This is a genomic window from Saccharopolyspora sp. NPDC000995 (genome assembly GCF_053599315.1).
On sequence record NZ_JBSFLZ010000035.1, the window covers coordinates 1 to 19791 of the forward strand.

Here is a 19791-nt window from a genome sequence, read left to right on the forward strand (position 1 = left end):
GGTCAACGTCGCCGACACCAGCCGGATGTACGGGTCGGTGTTGCGAAACGCGATGCGCATGCCCACGTAAGCGGTGGTGGCGAAGAGCATCAGCATGCCGACACCGGCGGCGATCAGCGCAACTGGCAGCAACAAGCCCCCGGCCGCGTCTCCGCCGGTCACGATCGCCACGACCACCCCGGACACCAGCAACAGTCCGCCGATCACGGTCATCGATGCGTCTCCCCCGTCCACGTCGGTGTGATCAGGTTGCCATGAAACGCACGCCTGTGGAGCGTCGCGCAGCGACGGCGGGGTTTTCGTGGCACGGTCGGCGCAGGTGAGGTCGAGAGCTGGGGGCGTCGTGGTCGATCAGGCCGATTCCCGCGTGCACGGCACCTCGCTGGCCCGGGCCAGCGCGGCGATGGCAGTGGCGACCACCGTCAGCAGGGTCAGCGGTCTGCTGGCGAAGGTGTTGCTGGTGGCCGTCCTCGGTCTAGGCATGGTCAACGACTCCTACACCGTCGCGAACACGCTGCCGACCGTGGTGAACGAATTGCTGCTCGGTGGCGTGCTCACGAGCATCGCCGTGCCGCTGCTGGTCCGGGCGCAGCAGGAGGGCGCGCGGCAGGGCGAGATCTACGCCCAGTGGATGATCACCATGGGTGGGGTGCTGCTGGTCGCGGCCACCACCGCCGCGGTGGCCGCCGCCCCGCTGCTCACGGAGCTCTACCTCGGACCGGACACCCGCGCGAACGCCGTGCTGACCACGGCGTTCGCGTACCTGCTGCTGCCCGGCATCATCTGCTACGGGATGTCGGCGCTGCTGCAAGCGACCCTCAACGTCCGCGGTGTGTTCTCCGCCCCGGCCTGGGCACCGGTGTTCAACAACGTCGTCGTGATCGCCACCGTTGTGGTGTACGCGATGGTCCCCGGCGAGATCTCCACCCACCCGGTGCGCATGGGCGAACCGAAAGTGCTGGTCCTGGGCATCGGCACCGCGCTGGGCATCACCGCCCAGATGTCGATCATGGCGATTTCGCTGCGCCGCAGCGGCTTCCGGTACCGCTGGCGGTGGGGCTGGGACCGCAGGCTGACCGAGTTCGGCGGGCTGGCCGGGTGGGTCGTGCTCTACACGCTGGTCAGCCAGGTCGGCATGGTGGTGATCACCCGCGTCACCGGGCAGGGCACCACCGGTAGCGTCGCGACCTTCAACTACGCCTGGCTGCTGTCGCAGGTCCCCTACGGCGTGCTCGGTGTGTCGCTGCTGACGGCCCTGATGCCCCGGATCAGCCGCGCCGCGGCGGCCAAGGACACTGTCGAATTCGTCGCCGACGTGTCGTTGGGCAGCCGGATGAGCGCCGTGCTGCTGATGCCGATCAGCGCGCTGCTGGCGGTGGCGGGTGGTTCGATCGGCGTCGCGTTCTTCTCGCTGGGGGCAAGCGATGTGGCCGCCGCCGACCGGCTCGGCTGGGCGCTGGCCGCCGCCGCGCTGGGCGTCGTGCCCTTCGCGATCACGATGCTGCAGCTCCGGGCGTTCTACGCGATGAAAGACGCCCGCACACCCACCTGGATCAACGTGATCATGGTTCTGGTACGCAGCGTGCTTTGCTACGTCGTGCTCGCCGTGCTGGATCCACGCGACCTGGTCATCGGGGTCACCGCGGCGATGTCGGTGAGCTTCGTGGTCGGCGCGATCGCCGGCCAGATCTGGTTGCACTGCCGGGTCGGCCCGGTCCAGACCAGGCGCACCCTCGCCGGGATCGCGCGGACGCTCGCGGCCACCCTGCTCGGCTTCGGCTGCGGCATCGCTGTCCTCACCGGCTTGCGCAGCGCATTCGGCCCATTCGGACCGGTGGCCGACGCGTGGTTCTCGCTGGCCGTGCACACGGTCGTGGTGCTGGCGGTCAGCTTCGGCGTGCTGGCCCTGGTCCGCGCCCCGGAACTCAAACCCGCTGTCGACCGGCTGGCCCGGATCGTCCGCCGCCGCTGAGGGTCACTTGCGGTTGCGCACGTGCAGCCGGGTCCGTTCGGAGCGCAGCGCACGAAGCTCCGGGGGATCGGGCAGCGGCACCAGGGGTTCACCGATCGCCCACTCCAGCAGCAGATCGGCCAGCTTCGGATTGCGCGCCAGCACCGGTCCGTGCAGGTAGGTGCACACTACGTGCCCGCTGACCACTCCTTCGGTGTTGTCGTGACCGTTGCCGATGCCGCGAGTCACCCGGCCCAGCGGCCGCGATCCGGGACCGACATGGGTCCGGCCCAGGTGGTTCTCGAACCCGGTGAGCATCCCGACGGCGCCCAACGTGGATTGGGTGGTCACCTCGCCGATCGCTCGTCCGCTGCCCGGCGCGGTGGCAGCATCAACCAGGCCCAGCCCGTCGTGCTGAACACCGTCGCCGGTGACGAAGCTCGTCCCGAGCACCTGCAGACCACCGCAGATGCCCAGCACCGGTGAGCCGCGGTCCACCGCTCGCCGCAGCCCCGGACCTCGGTGCAGGAACCGCACCGCGGCGATCTGCGCGACGTCCTCACCACCGCCGATCAGGTACAGGTCACAGGATTCCGGCACCGCGTCGGAGGAGGACAGCACCGTCACCGTTTCGCTGTCGATGTCGCGCCACCTCAAGCGTTGCGCCAGCACCAGCACGTTGCCCCGGTCGCCATAGGTGCCCAGCAGGTCGGGCAGCACGAGCGCGAGGCGGACCCGGTCGCGCATCATTGGCGGCTCCTCGTCACGAGGTCGCGGAAGGCGGTGTAATTGGCGATCACGTCCGGCACACCGTGGTCCGCCCCGGACAGCGCCTCGTCCACACCGGACGCCACGGTGCAGGGCACCTCGGCGTAGCGCAGCCGCACCGCCAGATCCAGCGCCCGGTCCCCCGCCACCCAGACCGGGCGGTCGCGCAGCACCTCGAAATCGATGTCCCACAACCACGAGACGTCGTGGCCGTCGGCTTCGCGGCTGTTGACCACCAGCACCAGCGGCTGGTCGTCGCGGCCGACGAGGTCGAGCATCTCCAGCCAGCTCGCGGGGTTCTTCGCCAGCAGCAACCGGACCTCCCTACCGGCCAATCGCGCCGTCCGGTACCGACCGGCAGCCTCCGAGATCCGGCCGATGCGCGCCAACGACGCCGTCTCGCCGCAGCCCAGGTGCAGCGCCGCGGCCAGCGCGAACGTCGCGTTGACCCGATTGACGTGGCCTGGCAGCGACAAGTCGAGCTCATGGTGGGAGCCATCCGCGGCGAGCGCCCCCGTCTCGGTGACCGTCCAGTCCGCCTCCGGACGCGCCAGACCGCAGGCGCAGCGCCAGCCCCGGTCGGCGTCGCCGATGAACTCGCCGCAGTTCGGGCAGTTCAACGCGTCGTCCTTCCACCGCACCCCGCCGGAGATCCAGGTGACCGCCGGGTGCTCGGCTGCGGCGAAGACGATGTTCGGATCATCCCGGTTCGCGATCACCTGCGCTCGCGGCGCCTGCGCTACGGCGCGCCGCAGGCTCGCGGCGACGGTGCGGATCTCCCCTACCCTGTCGAGCTGATCCCGGCTCAGGTTCAGCAGCAGGATCACCGCCGGCTCGAACTGCTCGGTCACCTGCGCCAGGTGAAGCTCGTCGACCTCCAGCGCGGCGAATGGGGCGTCCGGCCGGGTCATCAGCGCGGCGACGTGGCCGTCGAGCATGTTCGCGCCCGTGCCATTGCTGACCGCGGGAGCCCGGGAGCGCAACGCCTCCGCCACCATCTGCGTTGTCGTCGTCTTGCCGTTCGTGCCGGTCACCATCACGACACGCCGTCCGGACGCCAGCCTTCGCAAGGCGCGCGGTTGTACGCTCAACGCGAGTCTGCCGCCGATCATCCCACCACTGCCCATGCCGAGCCGCCGTGACATCGCCGCCGCCAGCCGTCCCAGGTCAACCGCGATAGTGGTGCGCAGGTCCCGCCGGTGCGCGCCGCGTGTGGGCGGTATCGCCGGAGCGGGAACGACCCGCCAGCGCTGATCGGTCGACGGATGTTCGCTCGGGGTGCGCTCCGCCGCTTTCCTGGACTCCCGCGTGGTGTCGGTCATGCATCCCTCCCCCTCGGCGTCCGCCAGCACGCGGCACGCCTAAGCCAGCGCTGGGCGACACGTCACCACCATTCGGCCGCACTTGGCCGCGCCGCCCGGCGCTTCTTGGTCAGTGTGGCGCGCGCTCGGCGAAACAGCGCGACGATCAACAACAGGAGCCCGGCGACGATCGCCGATGGGCCCACCCAGCCGTCCACGGCGGCCGACTCGACCAGTACGGCGTCTTGGCCGGAGAACATCGTGCTGCCTCCTTTCCGCCGCGCCGTTGCCGGCACCGCGAACGCGGCCGAGGATTGATCACGGACATGATCGGGGTAAATGCGCGATGCGACCGGCACCAACATGCCGATGAATCACTCCGCCAAGGATCCATTCACTCCAGGTAATGATCTGATGACACGGAATGTGAGAAGCGGACGGCGGCGACGCGGCGTTCGAACGTCGACCCGAATTCGGCTCCGGCTCGGGGAATTGGGCATCGGATGGACGACCGGCCGATTTGGACGGTTAACTTGATCAGGTTTTATAACCCGACGCGTTCTGCGATCAAGGGAGCGGTCATTAGGCTCGAAAGGCAATCTCGACGGCCCCGCACTGTCCGAAGGGAGCCCCGCCGTGACCGAGGGACTGGTGTTGATCCTGATGGCCGGTATCGCGCTCGGCGGCATCAGCTGGACTGCCTGGGACATTTGCAGCGACCTGCGCCGCCGCAAGCTGAAATGAGCCGCGACCCGCCGCGTCCGGAAATGCAAGGGACCCCGCCGGAGAGGCAGGCGAGGTCCCTTGCGTATCACCCGGTCGCGCGGACCGAGCGGGTCACTTCACGGTCAGCTGCTGACCCGGCCGGACGCCGGGTTCGCCGTCGTCGTCAGGCCCCTGCCCTGATGCACGTGTCGGGGGTCGGAGAGCTCGCTGGGCAGGGTTCGGCGGAGCGGGCTTCTGGTCTTGCCTGTCGGCTCGGGGGTCGCCGACGAGGGGCCACGCTACGTAGTCGAAAACCGAAGACCAAACTCACGGCGAGTGGCCATCGTCATAGAAATATCGACAAGATCACTGCGATAACAACGTTGGTCCAGCTCGTTTCTTGATCGTCGATGAGATCGACACCGTAAAGACAATCACTTACGGTGAGACCGTGAACCACGGCTCACCCTATTGAGGGGTAACGGAAAGTTTTTGGACGTGCTCGATCAGTTCGCGTCGGCGAATCCAAGAACGGGCGCGGCTCGAATTTCCACGCCCACTTCGTCAATTCCTCGGTTCGTCCTCGGACCTGCCGAGGCGCCAATAACCCATGAATGTCACGGCAGAGCGGTCGAACCCCCGCTCGTCGACCAGATGGCGCCGCAACGAGGCAACCATCCCGGTCTCCCCGGCGAGCCACGCGTACCACTCACCAGGCAGCGCGGCGGCGCGGATCTCGGAGAGCAACGCGGCACCAGGACGCCGTCCGCAGCGCGGCAGCCAGTGCAACTCGACCTCCGCCGCGCTCGCGAGATACTGGGCGTCGGCCGCGTCCGGGATCTCGACGTAGCCCTTCGCCCGCACTCCACCAGGAAGCGCCGTGAGGATGCCAGCAATCGCGGGAAGCGCCGTCTCGTCGCCGATCAGCAGTACCCGGTCGCGAACCGCGTCCAGGCGAAACTCCACGCCACCGCAGCTGGCCTGGCATGCGGCGTTCGGCGCGTACACCACCAACCGGTCCCCCGGCCGGGCCCGACCGGCGAAGGCAGAGGCCGGACCGGTGTCGCCGTGCAACACGAAGTCGACGTCGAACTCGTCGCGCTCGGGCCGATGGGCACGGACCGTGTAGCTGCGCAGCTTCGGCCGGATCTCCAGCGGCAACGCACGCAACGCCTGGTACGGCCGTTCCCCCGCCGGCACCACCGGCTCCCGCTGCCCGGGCTGCGGGAAGATCAGCTTGACCCGCTGGTCGAGCCCGCCGCTGGTCATCGCCGACAGCTCGGGGCCGGTGAAGGTGATCCGGACCAGGTGCCGGCTCAACCAGTGCACCTCGGCGACCTCGATCCGGAACAACCGGAACGGCGTGGCCGCGGCACCCAGTTCGAGCCGCGGCGGACTTGAGATCGTCATGCGGGGACTCCGGATCTGCACTCGTCGGCACGGCGACCAACGGTTTAACGAAGGCTAGCCTAACCATTTTTCCGAAGGTTCGCAGCACAGCATGATCCACTGCACTTGATCGATCGATTTCGATTGACACTGAACTCACAGACCTAGTTAACAATTGCCCGCCGAGCCCGCAGCGGACTTGCCCCAAGCCCAGGCGCTGGGCTCAACAAGACATGCGTCGGCGCAGATCCCGGCCAGGCAGTGCAGCAGCGTCGCCTTCCCGGAGCACGACGCACCCACCACCGCGACGACCTTCCCCGTCCCCCCTCTATCGACAGGGAGGCGCCGCGCAGCGCCGGGGGCCGACCGAAAGACAGATGCACGTCGATGCCGCTCAGCAGCGGTTCGGCCGCCGACAGCTGGGGACCGCAGGTCCGCCAGAGCGGACGGCGAGCACGACCTAGGCCAGCGATTTCGCGTGCCCGAAGCTCGCCTCGCAAGGGGCGTTTCAGGTCGTACCGTAGCTGGGACCGCTTTCCATCAGCCCCCGTGCATATCGCCCGATCAAACGCGGATCAACGGCGCGCTTCGAGGCGATCACGTTGGGGAACGACGGTGTAGCGGGGGTCGCTAACCGAGGCGCGGCCAGCTTCGAAGATCGCGTACCGCGTCGCGACGGCCCCGGCCGTCAAGCACAGCCCCGAGGCGATCGCCGCCGGTCGGCTGCGCTCGGCGAACAGCGCCACGCCCGCGCCGAGGCCGGTCAGCACGCGGGCCGCCCGCCACACCGCACCCGCGCGCCCCTGCCGGTACACCTCGCCGATCAGACCGATCCGACGGTGCATGCTCCGCCCCACCGCGAACTCCAGCGCCGCCCCGGCCACGGCCATCCGGCGGGCCGGATCCGATTCGCCCGGCGCGGCGAGCATGCCCACCGCTCCCGCGCTCGACACCGCACTCCCGGCGAAGAGGAACGGCAGCTCGCGGTAGGCCTCGTGCCAGCCCGGCACCGCCGTGTCGGCCAGCAGCACCGCCGTGTAGGTCGTCATCGCGGGCGCGATCACCCCGGCCGTGGTGGCCGCCGCCCGGCCCAGCGCAGGCAGCCGCCCGGTGAGCTCGCTGGCCGCGCCCGCACCCGACAAAGCCGAGAACGGCGCCAGGAGCCAGGAGCCGACGCTCAGCGGCGAGGTCAGCTTCAGCACTCGGAGCATGTTCAGGAACCGCGCGGGACGGCCGAGGTCGTGGATCAACGCCCCGACGCTGGCCGTCGCTCCCACCGCTGCGACCAACCTCCCGGAGCGCGCCAGCCGACGACGACCGGTGAAATCTGCGCACAGCGCCATCGTCGACGACGCCCCGGCCAGCCCGCCGAGGTAGAGGTACGCGGGCACGTCCGGCACCTTCCACGCCGGCCGCTTGAGCACCGGCTGGCCGTAGTAGGACCGGAACTCCGCCTCCGGCACCATCAGTCGGTCGCCGCGCTTCACCGCTTGCCCCCGAGGAAGCACCCGACGATCACCGCCGCCGCGGTCAGCGCCGCACCCGCCGCATGCCGCCACATCGAGGGTAGATCTCGCGTCGTGACGACCGGGTCCGGCGGAAGCCCATACACCTCGGGCTCGTCCAGCAGCAGGAAAAACGCACCGTCGCCGCCGACCCCGTCAGCCGGGTCGTGGCCGTAGAGCCGGGCATCGGTGATGCCCTGATCGTGCAGTTCCGCGACGCGTTGTTCGGCGCGGTCGCGAAGCTCGTCGAGCGGACCGTACTGGATGGACTCCGTCGGGCACGCCGTGGCGCAGGCCGGCATTAGCCCGGCACCCAACCGGTCCTGGCACATCGTGCACTTGGCCGCGCCGCCGGTGTCCGGGCGGATGTCGATCACCCCGTACGGGCAGGCCGGTACGCAGTATCCGCAGCCGTTGCAAACGTCGTCCTGCACCAGCACCGTCCCGTACTCGGTGCGGATCAACGCCCCAGTCGGGCAGACGTCCAGGCATGCTGCGTGCGTGCAATGCTTGCATACGTCCGAGGACATCAGCCAGCGCACCTGCTCCTCGCCCATGCCCGGCATCCCCAGGTCCACACTGGACCCGCGCTGTTCCACGAAAGCAACGTGCCGCCAGGTCGTCGCGCCGAGCGCGCCGGTGTTGTCGTAGGACATCCCGGTGAGGTCGAGGCCGTCCTCGGGCAGCAGGTTCCACTCCTTGCAAGCGACCTCGCACGCCTTGCACCCGATGCACACACTGGTGTCGGTGAAGAAGCCGACTCGGTCGGGGTGGTCTGACGGGTAACCCGCCTCCCCGGCCGGATCCGCCAGCGGGCCGCTCAACCGGTTCGAATCCACGACCTCACTCCCCTCCGCGCCGCGGGCTGTCGGCGTGCTCCGTGCCGGTGTGCTCGGTGATCCCGGCGCGCCTGCGGTACTCCTCGACGTAGCGGATCAGCGCCGCGCCGCGCGGGCGGCGGCCCGGGCGGATGTCGCAGCTGCCCGCCTTGGTTTCCATGATGTGCACGTTCGGGTCCAGCGCCACGTTGATCAGCTCGTTGGCCGCGTCGCCGGAGGTCAGCCCGTTGGGCCCCCAATGCCACGGGATGCCGATCTGGTGGATGGTGCGCTCGCCGTGGCGCAGCGGCCGCATTCGGGAGGTCACCAGGACCCGGCCTTCGATCGCGTTGCGGGCCGTGACCACGGTCGCCCAGTCCAGGTGGCGCAGCCCGCGTTCGGCCGCCAGCTCCGGCGAGACCTCCAGGAACATCGCCGGAGCCAGCTCCGACAGGTGCGCCAGCCACCTGCTCATGCCGCCGGCGGTGTGGTGCTCGGTGAGCCGGAACGTGGTGAAAACGTACGGGAAGACCTCGCCGCCGGGTTCGGCGCCGCTGGGCTGGTACCGGTTCTCCGGTCGCGAGCACACCTGCCGCGCCGGATTCCGCTGCTGGCCGTCGTGGATCCGGTTCGGCAGCGGCGATTCCTGCGGTTCGTAGTGCACCGGCAGCGGGCCGTCGACCAGGCCGGCTGGGACGTATAGCCAACCCCGGCCGTCGCTCTGCATGATGAACGGCTCGGTGCCCGCGATGCCCTCCGGGCCGGTGGCCTCCGGGGCGGGCACGTAGTCCGGGCGCTTGCCCTTGTCGAAGTCCGGGATGTCGTGGCCGGTCCACTCGCCGAGCTGGCCGTCCCACCAGACGTAGGCCTTGCGTTCGCTCCACGGCTGGCCAGCCGGATCCGCCGATGCGCGGTTGTAGAGCAGTCGCCGGTTGGCCGGCCAGGCCCAGCCCCACTCGGGCGCGACCCACGACTGCTCCCTGCCGGGGCGCCGCCTGGCCGACTGGTTGATCCCGTCGGCGAACACGCCGCAGTAGATCCAGCAGCCGCAGCGCGTAGAACCGTCCGCGCGCAGCTGCGTGTAGGACGACAGTGGGTTGCCGTCGGCGTCGTAGCCATTGATCTCCTGGAGCACGGCTGCCGCACTCGGCTCGTCGATGTCGCCTTCGGTCGGGTAGTCCCAGGTGAGCTCCAGCAGCGCGCGGTCCCGCTCGCCCTGCGGTTCGAGCTTCTCCCGGACCCGCCGCCCCAGGTGGTAGAAGAACCACAGGTCGCTGCGCTGATCACCTTGCGGCGGGACGGCTTTGTGGTGCCACTGCAGCAGCCGCTGGGTGTTGGTGAAGCTGCCGTCCTTCTCGGTGTGCGCCGCGGCGGGCAGGAAGAACACCTCGGTGCCGATGTCCTCCGTGCGCATCTCCCCGGTCTCGATCTCCGGGCCGTCCTTCCAGAAGGTGGCCGTCTCGATCAGGTTGAGGTCGCGCACCACGAGCCAGTCCAGGTTGGCCAGGCCCATCCGCTGCTGGCGGGCGTTCGCGGTGCCCACGGCCAGGTTCTCGCCTACGACGAAGTAGCCTTTGCACCGCCCTTCGATCTGGTTGATCGCTGTCTGGAAGGTGCCATGGTCGCCGGTCAGCCGCGGCAGCCGGTCGAAGCAGAAGTCGTTGTCGGCCGTGGCGTGCTCTCCCCACCACGACTTGAGCAGGCTGACCAGGTAGGAGCGCATGTTCCCCCAGTAACCGCGGGCGAGTTCGTCCGACGCGACGAAGGTGTCCAGATCGAAGTCGACGTGCGCGTGCGGCATCGGGATGTAGCCGGGCAGCAGGTTGAAAAGCGTCGGGATGTCCGTAGAGCCCTGAATACTGGCATGCCCACGCAGGGCCAGAATTCCGCCGCCGGGACGGCCGATGTTGCCCAGCAGCAGCTGCAGGATCGAGGCGGCACGGATGTACTGCACGCCCACGGTGTGGTGGGTCCAGCCGACCGCGTAGGCGATGGCCGTGGTGCGCTCCCGGCCGGAGTTGGCCACCAACTGCTCGGCGACCCACAGGAAGTCCGCCTGTGGCACCCCGCACACTTCCTCCACCACTTCCGGCGTGTAGCGGGCGTAATGCCGTTTGAGCAGCTGGAAAACGCAGCGGGGGTGTTGCAGCGTCGGGTCGGTGGCGGCGCGGCCGTGGTAGACCGGGCCGCCCGATCCGGTGCGTTCCGGCCGACTGGCGTCGCGCTCACGTTCGTGCACCGTCGTGGGCGGCGTGCTCTCCGGGCCGTGGCCGCCGACCGACGGGACCGCGGTGCTTCCCTCGTACTGCCAGGTCGCCGTGTCGTAGGTGCCGGTTTCGGTGTCGAAGCCGGAAAACACGCCGTCGAGGTCTTCGGTGTCGCGGAATTCCTCGCCGACGATCATCGGGGCGTTGGTGTAGGTCGCCACGTAGTCGTGGAAGTAGGCATCGTTGATCAGCACGTAGTTGATCAGTGCCCCGAGGAACGCGATGTCGCTGCCCGCGCGCAGCGCGACGTGCCGGTGCGCCAACGCCGAGGTTCGGGTGTATCGCGGGTCGACGTGGATGATCGTGGCGCCGCGTCGCTTGGCCTCCATCACCCACTGGAAGCCGACCGGGTGCGCCTCCGCCATGTTGGACCCCTGGATGAGGATGCAGTCCGCGTTGGCGAGGTCCTGCTGGAATGTGGTGGCGCCGCCGCGCCCGAACGAGGTACCCAGACCGGGCACCGTGGAGGAGTGTCAAATGCGTGCCTGGTTCTCCACCTGGATCGCGCCGAGGGCGGTGTAGAGCTTCTTCATGAGGTAGTTCTCCTCGTTGTCGAGGGTCGCTCCTCCGAGGCTCGCGATGCCCATCGTGCGCCGCAGCGGCCGGCCATCGGCGTCGGCGTCCTGCCAGGTGGCAGCCCGGGTGGCCAGCACCCGGTCGGCGATCATGTCCAGTGCGGTGTCGAGGTCGAGGTCCTCCCACTCGGTGCCGTGCGGGCGCCGGTAGCGGACCTTCGTCTGCCGCAGCGGTGAGGTCACCAGTTCGCGGCTGGCCGAGCCCTTCGGGCACAGTCGTCCGCGGCTGATCGGCGAATCGGGATCGCCCTCGACCTGGGTGACAGCCCCGTCCCGGGCGAAGACCCGCTGGCCGCAGCCCACCGCGCAGTACGGGCACACCGACCGGACCACCGAGTCCGCGTCCTCGGTTCGCGCCCGCCGCTCATCGGTGCGCCGCGACCGGGCGGCCAGGCCCCTGCCCAGCGGGTCCGTCCCGGTCAGCTGGCGCACCACCGGCCAACGCATCCACTCGACCATCTCGCGTTCTCCTCGGGGAGAGTGCCGCTCGCGGTTTCCAGGAGAAACCCGGTGCCGGGGTGGTGCAAGTTCAGCGGTGCTTTCGCGGCAGCCAGATCCAGGCGACCGGCGCCCACGATGACGAACACCCCGGCGTCGACCAGGTTCGACACCTGCACGCCGGACGACCGTGCGGCCGGCATATGGTCGCTGCTCCAAGTTCTGCCAGAACTGACATTTCATGATGCGCAACGCGATTGACCCGGGCCCGAGCTGGGACGAATCTGGCAGGCATGACGGCCGCCGCGGCGCCCAAATCCGCTTCCAACCCCGGACCGCCGCCACCGCCAGACGATGCGCACCCGCGCGGCCATCGAGGCAGCGGCCCGGAGCTGTTCGCCGAGCGGGGCTTCGCCCACACCACGGTGGAGCAGATCGCCGAGTCCGCCAACGTCGCGCCGCGCACGTTCTTCCGCCACTTCCCCAGCAAGGACGCCGTGCTTTTCGGCGGACCGGCCCTGGAGGTGGACCGGATGCGCGAGGTGCTGGCCATCCGGCCCGCCGGCGAGCACGGGGGTTGAGGAGTAACCCGAACGGAAAGTCAAGTCGGGGGTGGGCATGCTGGCCGGATGCACGTCGGTCGACGGCGTCTGGTCGGGGTGTGGCTCCGTGAGGCGGTGGGGGTCTCGGCGGCGTCCCGGTGGCGCACGCTGACATACGCGAACTCGCTGCTTGGCGGCTCAGGTCACCACTGTCGCACTCACTCGAGCGGGTGCGCTGTTCCCTGGCGACATCGTCGCGGCCGCAACCGCGCAGCGCCGGACACGGCAGCGCGTTGCCTCGAAGAACGGCCTGACGGCGCCACCAACACTGGGCAGCTACGTCATCCCGGTCACAAGCCGGATTAGCGGCGCAACTCAGGCATCCGAGGAACGTTCGGCTTCTGCGGGGGTTGGGGTGTGAGCGTTCCAGCTGGCCAGCAATCGGATCGCGTCGTGTTTCGGTGAGCCCGCCTGCGGGGTGAAGACGGTCAGGACCTGGTCCCCGGTCGCATCGACGGTGAGGTTCTCGAAAGGCAGGATCACCTCGCCGATCAGGGGGTATCGGACGACCTTGGCGCCGGCCGGTCCGGGGACCTCAGTGCGCTCGGGGGAAAAGCCGCTCGACAGCGGTCACCACCGCGGCGCGGCGGGCGGTGGTGGTGGGGTCCACGGCGTGTGCGGCGGCGGCCTCGCTGAGTTCGGGTTGCGACGCCCAGGTCATGGCGATCTGATTGACCAGGGCGAGGACGTCGGCCGGGTCCCAGGCGGGGTCGAGCTGTCCAGCCTGCTGCACCTGGCGGAGCTGGTCGATTTTGCGGGCGATCACTGCCTGGGCGGGATCGTCGGCACCGGGTGCGGTGCCCGGCAGTTCGAGGCGGCCCCAGGTGATCAGGCGGTGATGGTCTGGACGGGCGACGAAGTAGTCGAACAGGCGGCCCGCGTAGCCAGGGAGGTCGGACGGGTCCATCTGAGTGGCCTCGGCGATGACGACATGCTCCCGTGCAGCGACGTCGGCATAGAGCGCATCTTTGCTGCGGAAGTAGGCGTAGACGCGTTCTTTGCTGGTCCTGGCGAGCTTGGCGATGCGGTCCACGCGGGCGCCGGCGATGCCGTGGCGGGCGAACTCCTCCATGGCAGCGGTAAGAATGCGCTGGCGCGTGGTGTCGCCGTCGGCGGCGGCGGGCGCTGCGGTCTGGCCGGAGTCGCGGGACTGTGACATAACCCCAGGATAGAGCACCGAACCGTTTGGTTTGGCATCGCGGGCGATCGGCAGGTAGAGTCAAACAGAACAGTTCGGTTTGACCTCTTCGGGTGAACCGGCGAAACACTGAGGAAGTGAACTCGTGCAGCACCGCAATCTGGGCTCTCAGGGCTTGCGCGTCTCCGCGCTCGGCCTGGGGATCATGGGCATGTCCATGGCCTACGGCGCCTCGAACAACGACGAGGGCATCGAGACCATCCGCCGCGCCCACGAACTCGGGATCGATTTCTTCGACACCGCCGAGGTGTACGGCGCCGGTACCGGCAGCAACGAGATCCTCCTTGGAAAGGCGGTCAAAGACTTCCGCGACGAGGTGGTCCTCGCCACCAAGTTCGGTTTCGACATGACCGCCGACCCGCTCGGCTCCGGCGTCGACAGCCGCCCCGAGAACATCCGCAAGGTCGCCGAAAACAGCCTGCGCTATCTCGACACCGCCCGCATCGACCTGTTCTACCAGCACATCTCCGACCCCGAGGTGCCCGCCGAGGAGGTCGCCGGCGCCGTCGGAGAGCTGATCTCCGAGGGCAAGGTGAAGTACTTCGGGCTGAGCAACGTCGGCCCGCAGTACATCCGCCGCGCCCACGCCGTCACCCCGGTCTCCGTGCTCCAGTACGAGTACTCCCTCTTCGAGCGGGAGCTGGAGGAGAAGATCCTTCCCGTCCTGCGGGAACTGGGCATCGGCCTGGTCCCCTACTCCCCGCTCGGCCGCGGCTTCCTCACCGGCCAAGTCAAGCCCGCGAGCGAGTACCCCGCCGACGACATGCGCAGCTGGGACGAGCGCTGGCAGGGCGAGAACTACACCTACAACCTGCGCGCCACCGAGCAGCTGAAGGAACTGGCCGCGGCCAAGGGCATCACCCCCGCCCAGCTCGCGCTCGCCTGGTTGCTCGCCCAGGGCGAGGACATCGTCCCGATCCCCGGCACCCGCAGCGCCAAGCGCCTGGAGGAGAACGCCGGCGCCGCCGATGTCCAGCTCACCGACGCCGATCTGCAGCGCATCACCGAGATCATCCCGAACGGCTCGGCGGGCAGCCGCTACCCGGCCGCGTTCCTGTCCAGCTACACCACCGACTGAACCGCCCCTCCACGCGGCCCGCACGGGCCCTCGATCCGCGGAGGCCGCGGCTGCGGGCCGCACCCACGGTGCGCTCCACCCGAATCAACCCACAAGGAACATCATGAGCACTGCAATCGACAACCTCTTCAGCTACCGCGTCAAGCCCGGCATGGAGGAGCGCTTCCAGGCCTACCTGGACAAGGTCCTGCCCGTCACAGAGACGCAGGAGCCCTACGTCCTGAGCTACGAGATCTTTCAGGGCAGTGACGGCACCTATTTTCAGCACGAGCGCTACGAGAACGAGGACGCCATCTGGAAGCACATGGAGTTGACCGCCTCCGGCCAGGCCGACTTCGCCGCCTCCCCGAAATGATCTCGCTCGCCATGCTCGGCAAGGTCAGCCAGAAGTTCCGGGACACCTTCGGCGCAGACGTCGACTTGGGCGCCGGGTACATGCCCTTCCGTCAGGTCGCCCAATAGGGCGCGGCCGACCGCACCCGGTGCGAGCCATGCCGGCCCTCATCTACACCGGACTCGGCCTCAGCTCCATCACCTACTTCACGGCCAACCACACCACACAGATCACCGACGCCAGCGGCGCGACATGGAACACCGCGGCACTCAACGAACGATGATGACCATCAACATCTTCGGCTTCGTCGTCGTGGGACTCCTCGCCCTCGTGACGATCGCACATGGAGACACCACCCACACCACCCCCTGACACCCACCCACGATCCCGTACGCACGCGGCCGAACACGCCGAGCTCGGCCGCGCGCAGCACATGATGCGCGCCGAGCTGCTCGACAGCCCGCACAACGCCGGCGACTACGAGATGCACCTCATCGGGCCGCTCGCCGCAAGGCCCGTGCGGCCGTGTCCGCGCCGCTCATGAACTGCACGAGCAGATCCACTCGATCTCGTCGCCGTCACCGGTTGCGGTCTCGCGCGCGCACCACGCGAAACGATCCCGGGAACAGTCCTATAGTCCGGTCATGGCCGATCCGCGGCGGCGTGTGCCCGGCACTGACCGGGTGCTGGCCGATCCCGAGGTGACCGCCGCGACCGCGCGGCTGGGCCACCGGCTGGTCAAGCAGGCCGTGCACACGGCGCAGGAGCGCGCCCGCAACGGCGAGATCGAGCCGGAGCGGGTCGTCCCCGAAACCCTGGCCGCGCTCCCGGGTTCCGCATCGAGCATTCGGCCAGTGCTCAACGCGACTGGCGTCCTGCTACACACCAATCTCGGGCGCGCACCGCTGTCGGAAGCGGCTATCCACGCACTGCAGCAGGCCGCCGGAACCACGAACGTCGAACTCGACCTGCACACCGGCCGGCGGGGCCCGCGTGGTGCGGCCGCCGTCGCGGCGCTGCTCGCGGCCGTGCCGCGCGCGGAGGCCGCGCACGTGGTCAACAACGGTGCCGCAGCGCTCGCCCTCGCGGCGACCGCGCTCGCGCAAGGCCACGAAATCGTGTTGGCGCGCGGCGAAATGGTCGAGATCGGCGACGGGTTCCGCATTCCCGAGCTGCTCACCGCCACGGGCGCGAGGCTGCGCGAGGTCGGCACCACCAACCGGGTCCGACTGGACGACTACCGGTCGGCACTGGGCCCGAACACCGGCTTCGTCCTCAAGGTGCACCCGTCGAACTTCGTGATCCGCGGCTTCACCGCCGCCGTGCCGGTCTCCGTGCTGCGCGGACTCGAGGTGCCGGTGGTGGTCGATATCGGCTCGGGGCTGCTGCACCCGCATCCGGCCCTGCCACGGGAACCCGACGCGACCACGACACTTGCCGACGGAGCGGATCTGGTCATCGCCAGCGGGGACAAGCTGATCGGCGGGCCGCAAGCGGGCCTGCTGCTAGGCAGCGCCGAGATCGTGCACCGGCTTCGGCGGCATCCGCTGGCCCGCGCACTGCGCGTCGACAAGCTCACCCTCGCCGCGTTGGAAGCCACCCTTCGCGGCCCCAGCACGCCGACCGCGCAGCGGCTGCGCCAAGACCAGGCGCAATTGCTGATCCGCGCCGAATGGCTCGCGGATGCGCTCAACGCGGCTGGCGTCCCGGCCACGGTGCACCGCAGCGAGGCGACGGCCGGCGGTGGCGGCGCGCCCGATGTCGCGCTACCCAGCGCGGCGGTCGTGCTCCCCGAACGCTTCGCGAAGCTCCTACGAGAGGGCTACCCGGCGGTCCTCGCCCGCACCGAACGCGATCGCTGCCTGCTGGACCTGGCCGCGATCTCCGCTGAACACGACGACGACCTGCGTCGCGCGGTGCTGGCGGTGGGCTAATGCACGTCATCGCCACCGCCGGGCACGTAGATCACGGCAAGTCGACGCTGATCCGCGAGCTCACCGGCATGGAACCGGACCGCTGGGCGGAGGAACGCCGCCGCGGCCTGACCATCGACCTCGGGTTCGCGTGGACCCAGCTGCCCGACGGCTGCACCGCTGCCTTCGTCGACGTACCCGGCCACGAACGGTTTGTGCCGAACATGCTCGCCGGCATCGGTCCGGTGCCCGCGGTGCTGTTCGTCGTCGCCGCTGACGAAGGCTGGATGCCGCAGTCCGACGAGCACCTGGACGCCTTGACCGCCCTCGGCGTGCGGCACGGCCTGCTCGCCGTGACCCGCTGCGACCTGGCCGACCCCCGCGCCGCCGCCGAACAGGCTCGCGACCGGCTCCGCACGACCACACTGGCCGACATCCCGACCGTGCACGTCAGCGGACGCACCGGAGCTGGCTTGGGCAAGCTGCGGCACCAGATCGACGAGCTCATCCACCGGCTACCTGCAGCCGACCGGGATGCTGATGTGCGGCTCTGGGTGGACCGCGCTTTCACCATCCGGGGCGCTGGAACGGTCGTAACCGGCACGCTCCCGGCAGGCACCCTCCGCAAAGATGGCCGGCTCCAGCTGCACCCCGCCGGCGTGGACGTGACGATCCGCGACCTGCAGGCGCTCGGATCGTCCGAACACCAGGTCGGCGCTGTGGCACGAGTGGCGGTCAACCTCCGCGGCGTGGACCTCGACCAGGTGCGGCGCGGCGACGCGCTGCTGACCCCGGGCTGCTGGCTTACCACCGATGTCCTCGACGTCCGGATCCGCCGCACGACCTCGCCGAGTTCCGTTGGAACCTGCGCGACACCACGCCTACCTCGCGACCTGGTGCTGCACATCGGTGCGGCGGCGGTCGGGGCACGCGTCCGGCCGCTCGGCAGTGACACGGCGCGGCTGACGTTGCACACCCGGCTTCCCCTGCGCATCGGCGACCGAGCACTGCTGCGAGATCCTGGAAGTCGGCGCATCTGCGGGGGGCTCGTGGTGCTCGACGTTCGCCCGCCGCAGTTGACCAGGCGCGGCGCGGCCCGCGCGCGAGCGGCCGAACTTGACACCATGGACGGCCGCCCAGACGGCGCGGCCGAGCTGCGCCGACGGGGCCTGATCCACGCCGACGACCTTCGCGCGATGGGCGCCACACCGCCCGGGCCCGGGCGGTGGCTGCTGGACGAGGAGCACCGCGACGAACTCGGCGCTCGCCTCGACGAGTTGCTGGCGCAGCACCACAAGACGCACCCGCTGGAAGACGGCATGCCCGCCGAGTCCGCACGCCGCGCCTTGGTCCTGCCCGATCCTGCTCTGCTGCCCCCGATTGCCGAAGCCGCCGGTGTCTCCCTGTCGGACGGACGGCTGCACAAAGGGCCGACCCCGCTCCCCGAACGCGTGCAGCGCGCGGTGGAAACGATCCGGCGGGCGCTGCACGACCACCCGTTCCAAGCCCCCACCGCCGACCAACTCTCCGAACTGGCCATCGGCGACAAGGAACTCGCCGCCGCCGCGCACGCGGGCGCACTGCTGCGCCTGGCCCCGGGCCTGGTACTCCTGCCGGACGCCGAACAAGCGGCCGTTCTGCGCTTGGCGCAGCTGCCCGAACCGTTCACCCTCAGCCAGGCCAGGCAGGCGCTGGACACCTCGCGCCGCGTTGCGGTTCCCTTGCTGGAACTGCTCGCTCGCCGCGGCCGGACGCAACGGCAGGCCGACGGCACACATCGCGTTGTTTCTCCCTCCCCGGCTCCGGGAAATACCGAGAGCGACTCGACGCCACGGCGATGAACAGGAGTTCTGCGATCTTGCGCCCACCACCGCATCGTGGACACCGGTGGTGCTCGGGTGTCGGGGCGATGGGAGGCTGCCATGCCGCGGAAGATCTGGACCGGCTCGATCAACTTCGGCCTCGTCACCATCCCGGTCGGGCTCTACGCAGCGACCGAGGACCACACGATCCAGTTCCACCAGTACGAGCGCGGAACCACCGACCGGATCCGCTACAAGCGCGTCAACGAACGCACCGGCAAAGAAGTCGGCTACAACGATATCGTCAAGGGCCGCGACTTCGACGGCGGGGTCATCACCGTCGAGCAGTCCGAACTCGACGAGATCGCCCCCGGTCGCTCCCGCACCATCGACATCACCACCTTCGTCGACATCACCGAGATCGACCCGGTGCACTTTCAGAAGACCTACTGGCTCGCCCCCAACAGCAAGGAGCACTTCCGGCCCTACAACCTGCTGCGCCGGGCGATGCACGAAACCAGCCAAGCGGGAATCGCGACCTTCGTGCTGCGGGGCAAGCAGTACCTCACGGCGGTCCGCGCCGACGACAACGTGCTGGCGCTGAACACCCTGTTCTTCGCCGACGAAGTCCGTGATCCGAGCGAGCTGGTCGGCGAGGACGGCGAGCAGGCGAAGCCGTCGGAGAAGGAACTGCAGATGGCGACCACGATCATCGAGTCAATGAGCGGGCCGTGGGAACCGGAGCAGTACGAGGACACCTACACCGCGAAGGTCGAGGACCTGCTGGCGGAGAAGGCGCGCGGCGGCGAGGTGGAGGCGGCGGAGGCACCGCCGAAGCCGACGGACGTCATCGACCTGACCGAGGCGCTGCGGCGCAGCGTCGACGAGGCGCGCAAGGGCCGCAAGCCCGCGCGGGCAGAGGAGGACCTGTCGGAGCTGAGCAAGGCCGAGCTCGATGACCGGGCCAAGCGGCTGGGCATCAAGGGCCGCTCCAAGATGAAGCGGGCCGAACTTGAGAAGGCCCTCGCCGAGGCCACGGCGAAGCCCACCGGCACCGAAGGCCGCCGCTCCCGTAAGGCCTCCTGACCAAAGAGGCCATCACCTGGGACAGTCTGTCAGCGGGGACAGCGGCGCTGAGCGGTCCGGT

19 protein-coding genes and 1 pseudogene are annotated in these 19791 nt (G+C 69.4%); 9 read left to right on the forward strand and 11 right to left on the reverse strand.

The features are described from left to right. Positions 1-213, reverse strand: a pseudogene (locus ACWDKQ_RS14430) (hypothetical protein); the annotation flags it as partial. Between the two features lie 130 nt (positions 214-343). Here ACWDKQ_RS14430 and murJ point away from each other — a divergent pair. After that, positions 344-1972 (forward strand): murein biosynthesis integral membrane protein MurJ, encoded by a 1629-nt coding sequence (murJ, locus tag ACWDKQ_RS14435; RefSeq protein ID WP_450139221.1) that lies wholly within the window; start codon positions 344-346, stop codon positions 1970-1972. A 3-nt stretch (positions 1973-1975) separates the two neighbouring features. On the opposite strand, the gene ACWDKQ_RS14440 is transcribed toward murJ, so the two are convergent. From ACWDKQ_RS14440 to ACWDKQ_RS14475, 8 genes are all read right to left on the reverse strand, one after another. Beyond that, positions 1976-2701, reverse strand: coding sequence for a type 1 glutamine amidotransferase (locus ACWDKQ_RS14440; protein WP_450139222.1), 726 nt, complete (start codon positions 2699-2701; stop codon positions 1976-1978). After that, positions 2698-4041: a MurT ligase domain-containing protein gene (locus tag ACWDKQ_RS14445; RefSeq protein WP_450139223.1), complete on the reverse strand. Its 1344-nt coding sequence runs from the start codon at positions 4039-4041 to the stop codon at positions 2698-2700. Before ACWDKQ_RS14445 ends, ACWDKQ_RS14440 begins: the two co-directional genes overlap by 4 nt. A gap of 62 nt (positions 4042-4103) precedes the next feature. Further along, positions 4104-4385 (reverse strand): hypothetical protein, encoded by a 282-nt coding sequence (locus tag ACWDKQ_RS14450; RefSeq protein WP_450139224.1) that lies wholly within the window; start codon positions 4383-4385, stop codon positions 4104-4106. Between the two features lie 904 nt (positions 4386-5289). Then, a complete protein-coding gene (locus tag ACWDKQ_RS14455) occupies positions 5290-6135 on the reverse strand; it encodes a siderophore-interacting protein (protein ID WP_450139225.1) in 846 nt (281 codons plus the stop codon). Between the two features lie 554 nt (positions 6136-6689). Continuing rightward, the gene (gene nrfD / locus ACWDKQ_RS14460; protein WP_450139226.1) at positions 6690-7601 is read right to left on the reverse strand and encodes an NrfD/PsrC family molybdoenzyme membrane anchor subunit; all 912 of its coding nucleotides are present in this window, start codon (positions 7599-7601) and stop codon (positions 6690-6692) included. Then, entirely contained in the window at positions 7598-8458 is an 861-nt protein-coding gene (locus ACWDKQ_RS14465; protein ID WP_450139227.1) for a 4Fe-4S dicluster domain-containing protein, read from the reverse strand. The genes nrfD and ACWDKQ_RS14465 overlap by 4 nt, the downstream gene beginning before the upstream one ends. A gap of 4 nt (positions 8459-8462) precedes the next feature. Next, the gene (gene fdh, locus ACWDKQ_RS14470) at positions 8463-11738 is read right to left on the reverse strand and encodes a formate dehydrogenase (protein ID WP_450139228.1); all 3276 of its coding nucleotides are present in this window, start codon (positions 11736-11738) and stop codon (positions 8463-8465) included. After that, positions 11699-11920, reverse strand: a complete 222-nt coding sequence (locus ACWDKQ_RS14475; protein ID WP_450139229.1) for a hypothetical protein — start codon at positions 11918-11920, stop codon at positions 11699-11701. Before ACWDKQ_RS14475 ends, fdh begins: the two co-directional genes overlap by 40 nt. Before the next feature lie 90 nt (positions 11921-12010). Here ACWDKQ_RS14475 and ACWDKQ_RS14480 point away from each other — a divergent pair, with 90 nt between their 5' ends. Beyond that, complete coding sequence (locus ACWDKQ_RS14480) at positions 12011-12298, forward strand: TetR family transcriptional regulator (protein ID WP_450139230.1); 288 nt, start codon at positions 12011-12013, stop codon at positions 12296-12298. Between the two features lie 336 nt (positions 12299-12634). Here the strand turns inward: ACWDKQ_RS14480 and ACWDKQ_RS14485 are convergent, their stop codons facing one another. Then, positions 12635-12886: an MmyB family transcriptional regulator gene (locus tag ACWDKQ_RS14485; protein WP_450139274.1), complete on the reverse strand. Its 252-nt coding sequence runs from the start codon at positions 12884-12886 to the stop codon at positions 12635-12637. Beyond that, positions 12855-13478, reverse strand: coding sequence for a TetR family transcriptional regulator (locus ACWDKQ_RS14490; protein WP_450139231.1), 624 nt, complete (start codon positions 13476-13478; stop codon positions 12855-12857). The genes ACWDKQ_RS14485 and ACWDKQ_RS14490 overlap by 32 nt, the downstream gene beginning before the upstream one ends. A 124-nt stretch (positions 13479-13602) precedes the next feature. On the opposite strand from ACWDKQ_RS14490, the gene ACWDKQ_RS14495 reads away from it, so the two are divergent. The 7 genes from ACWDKQ_RS14495 (at position 13603) to ku (ending at position 19730) form a co-directional block, all read left to right on the forward strand. Then, positions 13603-14595, forward strand: a complete 993-nt coding sequence (locus ACWDKQ_RS14495; protein ID WP_450139232.1) for an aldo/keto reductase — start codon at positions 13603-13605, stop codon at positions 14593-14595. 103 nt (positions 14596-14698) lie between these two features. Next, positions 14699-14950 carry a putative quinol monooxygenase gene (locus ACWDKQ_RS14500; protein ID WP_450139233.1) on the forward strand — a complete coding sequence of 84 codons (252 nt, stop codon included), beginning with the start codon at positions 14699-14701 and terminating at the stop codon, positions 14948-14950. 136 nt (positions 14951-15086) lie between these two features. Then, on the forward strand, positions 15087-15212 hold the full coding sequence (locus ACWDKQ_RS14505; protein WP_450139234.1) for a hypothetical protein: 126 nt from the start codon (positions 15087-15089) through the stop codon (positions 15210-15212). A gap of 60 nt (positions 15213-15272) precedes the next feature. Next, on the forward strand, positions 15273-15473 hold the full coding sequence (locus ACWDKQ_RS14510; RefSeq protein ID WP_450139235.1) for a hypothetical protein: 201 nt from the start codon (positions 15273-15275) through the stop codon (positions 15471-15473). A 100-nt stretch (positions 15474-15573) separates the two neighbouring features. Beyond that, entirely contained in the window at positions 15574-16863 is a 1290-nt protein-coding gene (gene selA / locus ACWDKQ_RS14515) for an L-seryl-tRNA(Sec) selenium transferase (RefSeq protein WP_450139236.1), read from the forward strand. Then, the gene (gene selB / locus ACWDKQ_RS14520) at positions 16863-18683 is read left to right on the forward strand and encodes a selenocysteine-specific translation elongation factor (RefSeq protein ID WP_450139237.1); all 1821 of its coding nucleotides are present in this window, start codon (positions 16863-16865) and stop codon (positions 18681-18683) included. The genes selA and selB overlap by 1 nt, the downstream gene beginning before the upstream one ends. A gap of 81 nt (positions 18684-18764) precedes the next feature. After that, on the forward strand, positions 18765-19730 hold the full coding sequence (ku, locus tag ACWDKQ_RS14525) for a non-homologous end joining protein Ku (protein WP_450139238.1): 966 nt from the start codon (positions 18765-18767) through the stop codon (positions 19728-19730). Positions 19731-19791: the final 61 nt, after the last annotated feature.

Excerpts from the sequence above, each read along its gene's own strand:
- ACWDKQ_RS14450 (WP_450139224.1), bottom strand. The coding sequence starts at position 4,385 with ATGTTGGTGCCGGTCGCATCGCGCATTTACCCCGATCATGTCCGTGAT.
- ACWDKQ_RS14480 (WP_450139230.1), top strand. The coding sequence starts at position 12,011 with ATGACGGCCGCCGCGGCGCCCAAATCCGCTTCCAACCCCGGACCGCCG.
- ACWDKQ_RS14500 (WP_450139233.1), top strand. The coding sequence starts at position 14,699 with ATGAGCACTGCAATCGACAACCTCTTCAGCTACCGCGTCAAGCCCGGC.
- ACWDKQ_RS14475 (WP_450139229.1), bottom strand. The coding sequence starts at position 11,920 with ATGCCGGCCGCACGGTCGTCCGGCGTGCAGGTGTCGAACCTGGTCGAC.
- selA (WP_450139236.1), top strand. The coding sequence starts at position 15,574 with ATGGCCGATCCGCGGCGGCGTGTGCCCGGCACTGACCGGGTGCTGGCC.
- selB (WP_450139237.1), top strand. The coding sequence starts at position 16,863 with ATGCACGTCATCGCCACCGCCGGGCACGTAGATCACGGCAAGTCGACG.
- ACWDKQ_RS14455 (WP_450139225.1), bottom strand. The coding sequence starts at position 6,135 with ATGACGATCTCAAGTCCGCCGCGGCTCGAACTGGGTGCCGCGGCCACG.
- ACWDKQ_RS14490 (WP_450139231.1), bottom strand. The coding sequence starts at position 13,478 with ATGTCACAGTCCCGCGACTCCGGCCAGACCGCAGCGCCCGCCGCCGCC.
- ACWDKQ_RS14505 (WP_450139234.1), top strand. The coding sequence starts at position 15,087 with ATGCCGGCCCTCATCTACACCGGACTCGGCCTCAGCTCCATCACCTAC.
- ACWDKQ_RS14445 (WP_450139223.1), bottom strand. The coding sequence starts at position 4,041 with ATGACCGACACCACGCGGGAGTCCAGGAAAGCGGCGGAGCGCACCCCG.
- ku (WP_450139238.1), top strand. The coding sequence starts at position 18,765 with ATGCCGCGGAAGATCTGGACCGGCTCGATCAACTTCGGCCTCGTCACC.
- ACWDKQ_RS14440 (WP_450139222.1), bottom strand. The coding sequence starts at position 2,701 with ATGATGCGCGACCGGGTCCGCCTCGCGCTCGTGCTGCCCGACCTGCTG.
- ACWDKQ_RS14510 (WP_450139235.1), top strand. The coding sequence starts at position 15,273 with ATGGAGACACCACCCACACCACCCCCTGACACCCACCCACGATCCCGT.